Source organism: Pseudomonas sp. FYR_2 (assembly GCF_043106425.1).
In the GTDB taxonomy this organism is placed as follows: Bacteria; Pseudomonadota; Gammaproteobacteria; order Pseudomonadales; family Pseudomonadaceae; genus Aquipseudomonas; species Aquipseudomonas monteilii.
In genome coordinates, this window is sequence record NZ_JBICMM010000018.1 from 1 (window position 1) to 12,432 (window position 12,432).

A 12,432-nucleotide genomic window follows, 5' to 3' on the forward strand; every position below is an offset into this window, starting at 1 on the left:
CAGGCTAACGACATCAACTACGGATGAACGCCAGCAAATCCGCATTGATCACATCGGCATGGGTAGTCGGCATGCCATGCGGGTAGCCCTTGTAAGTCTTCAGTGTGCCATTGGGCAGCAGCTTCGCCGACAACACCCCGGAATTCTCATACGGCACGATCTGGTCATCGTCCCCATGCATCACCAGCACCGGCTGCTGAATGCCCTTCAAATCCTCGGTGAAGTCCGTCTGGGAAAACGCCACGATGCCATCGTAATGGGCCTTGGCACTGCCGATCATGCCTTGGCGCCACCAGTTGCCGATGATGCCTTCGCTGGCTTCGACACCAGGGCGGTTGTAGCCATAGAACGGCCCGGCCGGCACATCCCGGTAGAACTGCGCCCGGTTACTGGCCACCTGGGCCTGAAACCCGTCAAACACCGACTTGGGCAGGCCGCCGGGGTTGGCGGGTGTTTGCACCATCAGTGGTGGTACAGCGGCGATCAGCACGGCCTTCGCCACCTTGTCTTCCGGGTGCCGCGCTATGTAGCGCACCACCTCGCCACCACCGGTCGAGTGGCCGACATGCACGGCGCCCTGGGTGCCCAGGTGAGTAACCACGGCAGCCGTATCATCGGCATAGTGGTCCATGTCATGGCCGTCCCATACCTGGCTGGAACGCCCATGGCCTCGGCGGTCGTGGGCGACCACGCGGAAACCCTGGGCCAGGAAGAACAGCATCTGCGCGTCCCAGTCATCGGCGCTGAGCGGCCAGCCGTGGTGGAAGTGGATGACCGGTGCGTCGCGTGGGCCCCAATCCTTATAGAAAATCTGCACCCCGTCCTTCGTGGTTACATAGCTCATGGTCGTGTCTCCTGTTTGCAGGAACCGAATGGAGCTGTTGAGAATAGGAGAGATTTCCGGGCAGCAAGCACCGGCCGTCTTCAGGCACGGTCGCGCATTCTGTACCAAGCCTTGGCGGCCGCCTCCAGCGGTGCTGCCAGCAGGTCGCCGCCGGGGAAGCGGCCGTTGTCGATGCCTTGGTACAGTGCCAGCAGGTCGTCGTCACCGAGAATTGCATCACTGACTGCCCGTGCCGCTGCCAGGGTTGGCAGCACGCCATGGCCGGAGAAACCTTGCAGCCAGTAGCGTTGGCCCTCGCGGCCGACGTCCGGGGTACGCTGGATACTGCAGTCGATATGGCCGCCCCAGGCATAGTCGATGGCCACCCCGGCCAGTTGCGGGAAGACGCGCTCCAGGTAGGGCCGGGTGGCGCTGGCGACGTCCTTGGGGATGCCGCCCAGGTAGGTACAGCCGCCACCGAACAGCAGGCGGTGGTCCGGCGTAAGGCGGAAGTAGTCGGGTACGAACTGGTTGTCGATCACGCAGCTGTTGCGCGGTAGCAGCGAACGGGCGAAGTCGGCGTCCAGTGGCGCGGTGGCCACCTGGTAGGAGCCGACGGGTAACAGGCGGCGCGACAGGCTGCGGTCGAGGCGGTCGATGTAGGCGTTGCAGGCCAGCACCAACACGTTGCAGCGCACTTCGCCTTTGTCGGTTCGGGCAACGTAGCCATCGCCTGCCTCCTGGTAGCGGAGTACCTGGCTTTGTTCGTAGATATGGCCGCCAGCGGCTTCAATGGTGCTGGCCAGGCCTTGTGCCAGCTTCAGCGGGTTGAGGTGGGCGCCTTTGGCGTCATACAGCGCGGCCTGATAGCGCGGGCTGTCGATCCATTGCGGCAGCTCTTCACGGCCGATCAGGCGCAGGGCGTCGTAGCCCCATTTGTGTTCAGCCTCGTGCTGGGCTTCCTCAAGCAGTTTCACCCGGCGCGGTAGCACGGCGGTCCATAGGCTGCCCAGCCGGTAATCGACATCGAAGCCGTGGCGCTGGGGGAGGTCGCGCATTTCGTCAGCGGCCCAGCACATGCTGGCCCACAGCCGTTGGGTGCGTTCGATGCCCAAGGCCTTTTCCAGCGGCGGCATATCGCACGACCAGCCCAATAGTGCCTGGCCGCCGTTGCGCCCGGAGGCGGCCCAGGCCACGCGGCTTGCTTCCAGCAGTGTGACGCGCTTGCCCGCCTGGGTAAGGCGCAGGGCGGTGTGCAGGCCGCTGAAACCGGCGCCGACGATAAGCACATCGGTGTCGTGGGGGCCTTGTAGCGTTGGGCGTAGGGGGATGTTGGCGGGGTAGGTCTGGGCGTAGTAGCTGGCGACGTGCTGGGCGGACTGCTTGAACATGCATAGACCTCATGAAAATTATTGTGATTATTTTCATGAAAACTTAGCAGGTAAATTTCATGCTGCCAATGTGTCGGGCTGGATGTGAGGTTTGCCTGTTAGTGATGTGCTGCCTGTACTGGCCTCTTCGCGGGTAAACCCGCTCCTACATTGGGTACAGTTTCGTTGTAGGAGCGGGTTTACCCGCGAAGAGGCCAGTAATGACGATGCAGAACTTTCAGGTTGCCGGTTTTTTTCGAGGCTGACGCGGCTTGCTAGCGGCCGACTTGCTGCCAGCTGTTTTACTTTTCCCCCCACCACGCCGCTTTTTCTTCCAAGGCGGCGGCGCACCTGCGGCCGGCCCGCTGATGGTCATGCGCATGCCGCTACACCGCTCGACCAGCTTGCCCATCCACGCCGATTGCCGGGCAACGAACTCTTCCAGGCTCATCTCGCCGCTCTGCACCATGTCCAGCGCCTGCTCCCAGATGGCCGTGGTGCCAGGGTCAGCAATGGCTTTCGGCACCGCATCGATCAGGCTGAACGCCGCCGGTGTGGCCGACAGTGCCTTGCCATTCTTCACCAGGTAGCCACGGTCAAGCAGGCCCTGAATGATGCTGGCGCGCGTGGCTTCGGTGCCGATACCGGTGGTTTCCTTCAGCTTCTGTTTCAACCGCGGGTCGTCCACCAGCTTGGCCACGTTTTTCATGGCCTTGATCAGGTCGCCTTCGGTGAACGGCTTGGGGGGTTGAGTCCACAGGTCTTTCAGTTGCAGACCTTGTACGTTGCAGTCCTGGCCTTCGCGCAGTGCTGGCAGCACCTGGGCGGGTGGTGCCTCGCGGCCCTTGGCCGGGGTCAATGCCTCAGGCAGGGCGCGGCGCCAGCCCGGCTCGACAATCTGCTTGCCCACCGCACGCAGGGCATGTCCGGCACAGTCGAAGTCGGCCTGGGTGCGGTCGTACTCATGGTTGGGCAGGAACTGCGCCAGGTAGCGGGCGCGGATCAGGGTATACACCGCCTTGTGCTTGGCCGGCAGGCGCGACGGGTCGCTGGCGGCGGCGGTGGGGATGATGCCGTGGTGGGCGCTGACCTTGGCGTCGTTCCATGCCCGCGAGCGGCGCTGTGGCTCCAGGTAGGGCTGTAGAGGCGCCAGGCTGGCATCGGCCCGTTGCAAGGCAGCGAGGATGGCCGGCGCTTCGGCGTGCTGGCTTTGCGGCAGGTAACCGCAGTCGCTGCGCGGGTAGGTGATCAGCTTGTGGGTTTCGTACAGGGCCTGGGCGATGTCGAGGGTTTCCTGGGCGCCGAGGCCGAACTTTTTCGAGCACAGCTCCTGCAGGGTGCCGAGGTCGAAGGGGAGTGGTGCGGCTTCACGCACGCGCTCGGTGGCAACCTTGACGGCGCGGGCTGTGCCAGCATTGCCGATGTCGGTGGCCGCTTGTTGTGCCAAGGCTTGCTTCAGGCAGCGGCCTTGGTCGTCGCAGGCGTCCTCGGGGGCGCGCCATTGGGCATTGAAGTGTTGGCCGGCGAGTTCCAGTTGCACATCGATGGCCCAGAACGGCACGGGTACGAAGTCGGCGATGCTGCGGTCGCGGTCGACCACTAGGCGCAAGGTGGGCGTTTGCACCCGGCCCACCGGCAATACGCCCTGGTAGCCGGATTGGCGGCCCAGCAGGGTGAACAGCCGGCTCATGTTCATGCCGATCAGCCAGTCGGCGCGCGAGCGGCCCAGTGCCGAGTGGTACAGGTTGAAGGTTTCGTGGCCGGGCAGCAGGCGGGCCAAGGCCTTGCGGATGGACGCGTCGTCCAGTGCCGACAGCCACAGGCGTTGCACCGGGCCGCGATAGCGGCAATGTTCGACCAGTTCGCGGGCGATCATTTCGCCTTCGCGGTCGGCGTCGGTGGCGATCACCAGCTCCCGCGCTTCGCCAAGCAGGCGTTTGACGGCCTTGAACTGGCTGGCGGTCTTGGGCTTGACCAGCATCTTCCACTTGTCCGGGATGATCGGCAGGTCGGCCAGGTTCCAGCGCTTGTAGCGTTCGTCGTAGCTGTCGGGCGGGGCGGTTTCCAGCAGGTGGCCGATGCACCAGGTGACGCAGACGTCGGTGCCTTGCCAGCAGCCGTCGCCCTTGCGGTTGGCGCCGAGCACTTTGGCGATGTCTTTTGCCTGAGAGGGTTTTTCGCAGAGGAACAGGCGCATGGCCGGGAACGCTTCATCGGGGGTGATGAGCACTAGGATGCGCAAGCGGGGGCGCAGAGGCAAGTTTTATCTGGATGGATGTACAGGTTTTTGTCAGTGGAAGTGTTTTGAGCCTGTACCGGCCTCTTCGCGGGTAAACCCGCGAAGAGGCCGGTACAGGTTACGGGTCAGGCGCGCGAGTCGCGCACCATGTCCACGTGCGGGATACCGGCTTCGAGGAATTCCTCGCTGACTACGCGAAAGCCCAGGCGCTCGTAGAACGGTGTGGCATGCACCTGAGCGCTGAGCATCTGCTGCTTCAGGTCGCGGTTCTGCGCTTCGACGATGACTGCGTTCATGAGTGCGTCACCCACTTTCAAGCCGCGCCAGTCCTTCAGCACCGATACCCGGCCGATCGTCCCGTCTGGCAGCAGGCGGGCAGTGCCGATCGGGTAGTCGCCTTCCAGGGCCAGGAAGTGTGCCGCGGTCGGGTCGTCCGAGTCCCACTCCAGCTCCGGCGGTACATGCTGTTCGGCAATGAACACCGCCTCACGGATACGGCGAATGTCGGCGTTGTCTTTGTGCCAGTCGGCGACGCGAACGCTGATCTTATTCATTGGCGAATCCCAGGCTTCCTTGTTTGACCAGCTGCTGTACCAGCATAAGGCCATCTTCGTCTTGCAGCCAGTCTGCCAGGTTGTCGATATGCAGGGCATCGGCCGCGCACACCAGCTTCAGCAGCTCGCGCAGTTTGCCCGGCAGCGGGCAGCTGCGGCCGCTGGCGAACAGCAGCAGGTCGTCTTCGAATTCGGACCAGGCCAGGCGTGCGCTTGGGTTGCGGATCAGGATGGCGCCTTGTTCCAGGGCATCGATCAGCTCCTCTTCGCTCAGCTCTTCGCCAACGATCTGCTCGGGGTAACGCGGCTCGGTCATGAACTGACCGAACCAGGTCAGCAGCAGGTCCTTGTCGTTCATGTGCTTGTCGAGCAGCGCCTTGAGGCGGTCGAGGGCGTCGTGCTGGATCTGGTGCGGGTCGCTGGCTGGCTGGGCGTCGGCATCGCTGTAGCGCTCTTCGTCAGGCAGGAACTGGCCCAGGAAGTCGGTGAAGTGGGTCAGCACTTCGGCGGCGCTTGGGGCGCGGAAGCCGACCGAGTAGGTCAGGCAGTCGTCCACGGCCACGCCATAGTGGGCCAGACGCGGTGGCAGGTAGAGCATGTCGCCTGGCTCCAGGGTCCATTCTTCGCTCTGCTCGAACTCGGCCAGGATACGCAGGTCGGCGTGCTCCAGCAGCGGGCTGTCGCTGCTGCACATCTGGCCGATCTTCCAGTTGCGCTGGCCGTGGCCTTGCAGCAGGAACACGTCGTAGTTGTCGAAGTGCGGACCAACGCTGCCACCCGGAGCGGCGAAGCTGATCATCACGTCATCGATACGCCAGCTGGGCAGGAAACGGAAGTTTTCCAGCAGTTCGGCCACTTCTGGGACAAACTGGTCCACGGCTTGTACCAGCAGGGTCCAGTCTTTTTCTGGCAGCTCGGCGAAGGTGTCTTCGTTGAACGGGCCGCGGCGCAGCTCCCACGGGTGGGCGCCGTGCTCCAGCACGATACGCGACTCGACTTCGTCTTCCAGGGCCAGGCCGGCCAGTTCGTCGGGGTCGATGGGGCTGATGAAGTCCGGGAAGGCCTGGCGCACCAGCAGCGGCTTCTTCTGCCAGTAGTCGCGCATGAATTCGCGGGCCGAGATGCCGCCGAGCAGCTGCAGTGGAGTATCAGGATTCATGTTCAACCTATTGAAAAAACGTAATTTTCGTACGGGAATAAAAACGCCCGGCCAGGCCGGGCGTTGTACGCGACGGTCAGCTTAGATGCGTTTGGCCTGCGCTGCCGCGTTACCGATGTAGGTAGCGGGGGTCAGCAGCTTGAGCTCGGCCTTGGCGTCGGCTGGCATGTCCAGGCCGTCGATGAAGGTCAGCAGCGCGTCCGGGGTGATGCCCTTGCCACGGGTCAGCTCTTTGAGCTTCTCGTAGGGGTTTTCGATGTTGAAGCGGCGCATCACGGTCTGGATCGGCTCGGCCAGCACTTCCCAGCAGGCGTCCAGGTCGGCGGCGATGCGGGCTTCGTTCACTTCCAGCTTGCCGATGCCTTTCAGGCTGGCTTCGTAGGCGATGACGCTGTGGGCAAAGCCCACGCCCAGGTTACGCAGCACGGTGGAGTCGGTCAGGTCACGCTGCCAGCGCGAGATCGGCAGCTTGCTGGCCAGGTGCTGGAACAGCGCATTGGCGATACCCAGGTTGCCTTCGGAGTTTTCGAAGTCGATCGGGTTGACCTTGTGCGGCATGGTCGACGAGCCGATTTCGCCAGCGACAGTCTTCTGCTTGAAGTAGCCCAGCGAGATGTAGCCCCACACATCGCGGTCGAAGTCGATCAGGATGGTGTTGAAGCGGGCAATGGCGTCGAACAGCTCGGCGATGTAGTCGTGCGGCTCGATCTGGGTGGTGTACGGGTTGAACTGCAGGCCCAGCTCGTCTTCGATGAAGGCGCGGGCGTTCTGCTCCCAGTCGATCTGCGAGTAGGCCGACAGGTGGGCGTTGTAGTTGCCCACGGCGCCGTTGATCTTGCCCAGCAGCGGCACGGCGGCAACCTGGGCGATCTGGCGCTCCAGGCGGTACACGACGTTAGCCAGTTCTTTGCCCAGGGTGGTCGGCGAGGCTGGCTGGCCGTGGGTACGCGACAGCATCGGCACGTCGGCGTGGGCGTGGGCCAGGGCACGGATGGCGTCGGCGATCTGGCGCATCAGCGGCAGCAGCACGTCGTCACGGCCGGCGCGCAGCATCAGGGCGTGGGACAGGTTGTTGATGTCCTCGCTGGTGCAGGCGAAGTGGATGAATTCGCTGACCTTGGCCAGCTCAGGCAGCTTGGCGGCCTGCTCCTTGAGGAGGTATTCGATCGCCTTGACGTCGTGGTTGGTGGTGCGCTCGATTTCCTTGACGCGCTCGGCGTGTTCAAGCTTGAAATCGGTGGCCAGGCTGTCCAGCAGGGCGTTGGCTTCGGCGGAGAACGCCGGCACTTCGCCGATCTGCGGGTGGGCGGCCAGGCGCTGCAGCCAGCGCACTTCGACCAGGGCGCGGAAACGGATCAGGCCGAATTCGCTGAAAATGGGGCGCAAGGCCTGGGTTTTGCCGGCATAACGGCCGTCTACAGGGGAAACCGCAGTGAGCGAAGAAAGCTGCATGGGGTGTTCTCGGACAGTCAGGCTTTTGGAAGGGCGCATATCATACATGAAAATTGCGCCCGAGTCGGGTGGCTGACCAAAGGTCGGCCCGATTGGGATCTGGTGGCAGACCCTGTGGGAGCGCAGCCTGTCAGTTGGGGCTGCGCATCATGTCATACAGTTCGTTCAGCAGCTTGCGCCGGCTGAACACCAGCTGCCAGCGGTGCCCGCCCAGTTGGCGCCACAGCCGGGCGGCGCGGATGCCGGCCAGCAGCAGGGCACGGATCTTCGAGGCGTTGCTGGCCTGCTGCAGGAAGCGCATGTCGCCGTGCACCTGGATGCGCTGGCGCAAGGTGCTGAGCGTGTCCTGATACAAGGCTCCGCTGGAAGCGATGACGTTTTCATGAACCAGGCCGAAATGCTCGGCCTGGGACTGGATTTGCGGCAAGCGGTTGCCGATGGTGTCGAGCAGGTCGCCACGCTTGTTCAGCTGGCGCTCCAGGCCCAGCATCGACAGGGCATAGCGCAGCGGCTCGCGCTGCAGGCTGCTGGGGTCGCGCTCCAGGGCGCCTGCCAGTGCACGGTAGCCGTCGCGCAGGTTCAGGTCGTCGCCACCGAACACTTCCAGGGTGTCCTTGGGGTCGCGGACCAGCAGGCTGCCGAGCATGCAGCCAATGTTGGCCTCGCTGGCCTGGCCGGTGCGGGCGATACGGTCAACCAGCACGGCGGCCTGGAATACACCGCCCAAAGCAATCAATTGCTCCTGCAGGTTGCTCATGCGCGCGGGCTCCACGGCTCGGCGGCTTCGATCACGCCGCCGCCCAGGCACACTTCGCCGTCGTAGAACACCACCGACTGGCCCGGGGTGACGGCGCGCTGCGGCTCGTCGAACACGGCGCGGTAGCCGGTTTCGGTCAGCTCAAGGGTGCATTGCTGGTCGCTCTGGCGGTAACGCACCTTGGCAGTCAGCTGGCGTGGGCGGCTGAGGTCGATCGGGTTGACCCAGAAGATTTCCGAGGCGAGCAGGGCGCGGGAGAACAGCCATGGGTGTTCGTTGCCCTGGCCGACCACCAGCACGTTGCGGGTCAGGTCCTTGTGCAGCACGTACCACGGCTCGTCACCGGCATCTTTCAGGCCGCCAATCCCCAGGCCCTGGCGCTGGCCGATGGTGTGGTACATCAGGCCATGGTGGCGGCCGATCACTTCACCTTCGGTGGTTTCGATATCGCCCGGCTGGGCTGGCAGGTACTGCTTGAGGAAGTCGCTGAAACGGCGCTCGCCAATGAAGCAGATGCCGGTGGAGTCCTTTTTCTTGGCGGTGGCCAGGCCGTGTTTCTCGGCAATCGCGCGCACCTCGGGCTTTTCCAGCTCGCCGACCGGGAACAGGGTGCGGGCGATTTCCTTGCCGCCGACGGCGTGCAGGAAGTAGCTCTGGTCCTTGTTCGGGTCAAGGCCCTTGAGCAGTTCGGTGAGCTCACCGGTGTCGCGGCGGCGTACGTAGTGGCCGGTGGCGATCAGGTCGGCACCCAGCGACAAGGCGTAGTCGAGAAACGCCTTGAACTTGATTTCGCGGTTGCAGAGGATGTCCGGGTTGGGCGTACGGCCAGCCTTGTATTCTTCAAGGAAGTGCTCGAACACGTTGTCCCAGTATTCGGCGGCGAAGTTGGCGGTGTGCAGCTTGATGCCGATGCGGTCGCACACGGCCTGGGCGTCGGCCAGGTCTTCGCGGGCGGTGCAGTATTCGGTGCCGTCGTCTTCTTCCCAGTTCTTCATGAACAGCCCTTCCACCTGGTAGCCCTGCTCCATGAGCAGAAGGGCGGAGACGGAAGAGTCCACGCCGCCGGACATGCCGACGATGACGCGGGTCTTGGCGGGGTCTTTGAGTGCTGGGCTGGTCATGGGTACCGGTGTGTATCAGAGGGGAAAAACGCCGATTCTATCAAACCCGCGACGTTGCGTCAGTCGCGTAGCAGTTCGAGGCTGTGCAAGGGGCCTTTGAGGTAGTCGTCGAGACAGCGCGGCACCAGCTCGCTGCGCCAGTGGGTGGGGTCGGCCAGCAGCTCGTCGCGGGTCAGCCACACGGCACGGACGATGTCGCTGTCCAGGGCCAGGTCGGCGTGGTGGCGAACGGGGCGGGCGGCGAAGCAGATGCGCTGGTAGGTCACGCCGTTGCTGGGGGCGGTGTAGAGGTAGATGCCGACCACGCCGGTGAGCTCCACTTCCCAGGCGGTTTCTTCCAGGGTTTCGCGCAGGGCGGCCTGGGGTAGGGTCTCGTTGGGTTCGAGGTGGCCGGCGGGTTGGTTGAAGACATGCTGGTTGGCTTTGAACTCTTCGACGAAGAGGAACTTGCCTTCGTGCTCGACGATGGTGGCGACGGTGATGTGGGGTTGCCAGGTCATTTGCGGTGTCCTTTCGATCTTGGGGTCGCTTTGCGGCCCAATCGCGACTTGCAGTCGCTCCTACAAGGGGGCGCGCGCCCGTAGGAGCGACTGCAAGTCGCGATTGGGCTGCAGAGCAGCCCCATTTCCCAGAAAGCACAAACCCCGGTGCGTGGCCGGGGTTTGTGCTGTTACTTCAAGCGAACCTTACAGGGCGGCAATGGCGCTGTTCAGGGTCTGGCTTGGGCGCATCACCTTGGCGGTCAGCTCGGCATCCGGGGCGTAGTAGCCACCGATGTCGGCTGGCTTGCCCTGAACGGCGTTGAGCTCGGCGACGATCGTCTCCTCGTTCTCGGTCAGGGTTTTTGCCAGCGGGGCGAAGCGAGCCTGCAGGGCAGCGTCGTCAGTCTGGGCAGCCAGGGCCTGGGCCCAGTACAGGGTCAGGTAGAAGTGGCTGCCGCGGTTGTCGATACCACCGACTTTGCGCGAAGGCGACTTGTTGGTGTCGAGGAACTTGCCGGTAGCCTGGTCCAGGGTGTTGGCCAGAACCTTGGCACGCGGGTTGTCGTAGGTGTTGCCCAGGTGCTCCAGGGAAGCGGCCAGGGCCAGGAATTCACCCAGCGAGTCCCAACGCAGGAAGTTCTCTTCAACCAGCTGCTGCACGTGCTTCGGAGCCGAACCGCCGGCGCCGGTTTCGAACAGGCCACCGCCGTTCATCAGCGGCACGATCGACAGCATCTTGGCGCTGGTGCCCAGTTCCATGATCGGGAACAGGTCGGTCAGGTAGTCGCGCAGCACGTTGCCGGTCACCGAGATGGTGTCCTTACCTTCGCGGATGCGGGCCAGGGAGAACTTGATGGCGTCGACCGGGGCCAGAACGCGGATGTCCAGGCCGGTGGTGTCGTGATCTTTCAGGTACTTCTGCACTTTTTCGATCATCACGCCGTCGTGGGCGCGGGCCGGGTCCAGCCAGAACACCGCAGGGGTGTTGCTCAGGCGGGCACGGTTGACGGCCAGCTTGACCCAGTCCTGGATCGGCGCGTCTTTGGTCTGGCACATGCGGAAGATGTCGCCAGCTTCGACGTTCTGCTCAAGTACGACGTTACCTTTGCCATCGACCACGCGCACAACACCGTCGGCCTTGATCTGGAAGGTCTTGTCGTGGGAACCGTACTCTTCGGCCTTTTGTGCCATCAGGCCAACGTTCGGCACGCTGCCCATGGTGGTTGGGTCGAAGGCGCCGTTTTTCTTGCAGTCTTCGATGGTGGCCTGGTAGATGCCAGCGTAGCAACGGTCCGGGATCACGGCCTTGGCGTCTTGCAGTTCGCCAGCGGTGTTCCACATCTTGCCCGAGTCACGGATCATGGCCGGCATCGAAGCGTCGACGATGACGTCGCTCGGTACGTGCAGGTTGGTGATGCCTTTGTCGGAGTTGACCATGGCCAGGGCTGGGCGCTGGGCGTACAGGGCCTGGATGTCGGCTTCGATCTCGGCCTGCTTGTCGGCTGGCAGGTCCTTGATGCGGGCGTACAGGTCGCCGATGCCGTTGTTGGCGTTGAAGCCGACTTCAGCCAGCGCGGCGGCGTGCTTGGCCAGCACGTCGTTGTAGAACTCTTCGACGATGACGCCGAACATGATCGGGTCGGAAACCTTCATCATGGTGGCTTTCAGGTGCACCGACAGCAGTACGCCGGAGGCCTTGGCATCGGCGATCTGCTCGGCGATGAAGGCTTTCAGGGCCTTGCGGCTCATGGTGGCGCAGTCGATCACTTCGGCAGCTTTGACGGCGGTCTTTTCTTTCAGCACGGTGGTGCTGCCGTCTTTGGCAACCAGCTCGATGCGCAGGCTATCGTCAGCTTCGATCAGGGCAGCTTTTTCGCTGCCGTAGAAGTCGCCCTGGGTCATGTGGGCAACGTGCGACTGAGAGTCGGCGGCCCAGGCGCCCATCTTGTGTGGGTGCTTGCGGGCGTAGTTCTTGACCGACAGCGGCGCGCGGCGGTCGGAGTTGCCTTCGCGCAGTACCGGGTTCACGGCCGAACCCTTGATGCGGTCGTAGCGGGCGCGGGACTCTTTTTCTTCCGCGGTGGCCGGCTCGTCGGCGTAGTCAGGGATGTTGAAGCCCTTGCCTTGCAGTTCCTTGATCGCGGCTTTGAGCTGCGGTACCGAGGCGCTGATGTTCGGCAGCTTGATGATGTTGGCTTCAGGGGTGGTAGCCAGCTGGCCCAGTTCCGCCAGGTGATCGCCTACTTGCTTCTCTGCGCCCAGTTGCTCCGGGAAGGCGGCAAGGATACGGCCGGCCAGGGAGATGTCGCGGGTTTCGACGGCGATGTCAGCCGAAGCGGTGAAGGCTTCGACGATCGGCAGCAGCGAGTAAGTGGCGAGGGCGGGGGCTTCGTCGGTGAAGGTATAGATGATCTTGGAACGGGTGGGCATGCGGGTTAACTCTCTGTGTGCTGAGCGTGCTCGAGTCTCGTGGTG

Annotated in this window: 10 protein-coding genes; all 10 read right to left on the reverse strand. The window is 63.6% G+C overall.

Annotation, left to right across the window (positions count from 1 at the left end):
• Window positions 1-13: 13 nt before the first annotated feature.
• Window positions 14-844: an alpha/beta fold hydrolase gene (locus tag ACF8R4_RS07315; RefSeq protein WP_060497762.1), complete on the reverse strand. Its 831-nt coding sequence runs from the start codon at window positions 842-844 to the stop codon at window positions 14-16.
• An 80-nt stretch (window positions 845-924) separates the two neighbouring features.
• The gene (locus tag ACF8R4_RS07320; protein ID WP_060497761.1) at window positions 925-2,214 is read right to left on the reverse strand and encodes an FAD-binding oxidoreductase; all 1,290 of its coding nucleotides are present in this window, start codon (window positions 2,212-2,214) and stop codon (window positions 925-927) included.
• A gap of 217 nt (window positions 2,215-2,431) precedes the next feature.
• On the reverse strand, window positions 2,432-4,390 hold the full coding sequence (locus ACF8R4_RS07325; RefSeq protein ID WP_392492283.1) for a DNA topoisomerase III: 1,959 nt from the start codon (window positions 4,388-4,390) through the stop codon (window positions 2,432-2,434).
• 167 nt (window positions 4,391-4,557) lie between these two features.
• Window positions 4,558-4,986: a GNAT family N-acetyltransferase gene (locus ACF8R4_RS07330; protein ID WP_156867697.1), complete on the reverse strand. Its 429-nt coding sequence runs from the start codon at window positions 4,984-4,986 to the stop codon at window positions 4,558-4,560.
• On the reverse strand, window positions 4,979-6,145 hold the full coding sequence (locus ACF8R4_RS07335; protein WP_016711508.1) for a cupin domain-containing protein: 1,167 nt from the start codon (window positions 6,143-6,145) through the stop codon (window positions 4,979-4,981). Before ACF8R4_RS07335 ends, ACF8R4_RS07330 begins: the two co-directional genes overlap by 8 nt.
• A gap of 81 nt (window positions 6,146-6,226) precedes the next feature.
• On the reverse strand, window positions 6,227-7,597 hold the full coding sequence (purB, locus tag ACF8R4_RS07340) for an adenylosuccinate lyase (RefSeq protein ID WP_033693092.1): 1,371 nt from the start codon (window positions 7,595-7,597) through the stop codon (window positions 6,227-6,229).
• Between the two features lie 130 nt (window positions 7,598-7,727).
• On the reverse strand, window positions 7,728-8,354 hold the full coding sequence (hflD, locus tag ACF8R4_RS07345) for a high frequency lysogenization protein HflD (RefSeq protein ID WP_104834319.1): 627 nt from the start codon (window positions 8,352-8,354) through the stop codon (window positions 7,728-7,730).
• Complete coding sequence (gene mnmA, locus ACF8R4_RS07350; RefSeq protein WP_060497757.1) at window positions 8,351-9,475, reverse strand: tRNA 2-thiouridine(34) synthase MnmA; 1,125 nt, start codon at window positions 9,473-9,475, stop codon at window positions 8,351-8,353. The genes hflD and mnmA overlap by 4 nt, the downstream gene beginning before the upstream one ends.
• Before the next feature lie 59 nt (window positions 9,476-9,534).
• Window positions 9,535-9,975: an NUDIX hydrolase gene (locus ACF8R4_RS07355; protein ID WP_060497756.1), complete on the reverse strand. Its 441-nt coding sequence runs from the start codon at window positions 9,973-9,975 to the stop codon at window positions 9,535-9,537.
• Window positions 9,976-10,161: 186 nt separating this feature from the next.
• Entirely contained in the window at window positions 10,162-12,387 is a 2,226-nt protein-coding gene (locus tag ACF8R4_RS07360; RefSeq protein WP_060497755.1) for an NADP-dependent isocitrate dehydrogenase, read from the reverse strand.
• Window positions 12,388-12,432 lie beyond the last annotated feature (45 nt).

Coding starts and splice junctions, on each gene's coding strand:
- ACF8R4_RS07355 (WP_060497756.1), bottom strand. CDS start 9,975: ATGACCTGGCAACCCCACATCACCGTCGCCACCATCGTCGAGCACGAA.
- ACF8R4_RS07335 (WP_016711508.1), bottom strand. CDS start 6,145: ATGAATCCTGATACTCCACTGCAGCTGCTCGGCGGCATCTCGGCCCGC.
- ACF8R4_RS07320 (WP_060497761.1), bottom strand. CDS start 2,214: ATGTTCAAGCAGTCCGCCCAGCACGTCGCCAGCTACTACGCCCAGACC.
- ACF8R4_RS07360 (WP_060497755.1), bottom strand. CDS start 12,387: ATGCCCACCCGTTCCAAGATCATCTATACCTTCACCGACGAAGCCCCC.
- purB (WP_033693092.1), bottom strand. CDS start 7,597: ATGCAGCTTTCTTCGCTCACTGCGGTTTCCCCTGTAGACGGCCGTTAT.
- ACF8R4_RS07325 (WP_392492283.1), bottom strand. CDS start 4,390: ATGCGCCTGTTCCTCTGCGAAAAACCCTCTCAGGCAAAAGACATCGCC.
- ACF8R4_RS07315 (WP_060497762.1), bottom strand. CDS start 844: ATGAGCTATGTAACCACGAAGGACGGGGTGCAGATTTTCTATAAGGAT.
- mnmA (WP_060497757.1), bottom strand. CDS start 9,475: ATGACCAGCCCAGCACTCAAAGACCCCGCCAAGACCCGCGTCATCGTC.
- hflD (WP_104834319.1), bottom strand. CDS start 8,354: ATGAGCAACCTGCAGGAGCAATTGATTGCTTTGGGCGGTGTATTCCAG.
- ACF8R4_RS07330 (WP_156867697.1), bottom strand. CDS start 4,986: ATGAATAAGATCAGCGTTCGCGTCGCCGACTGGCACAAAGACAACGCC.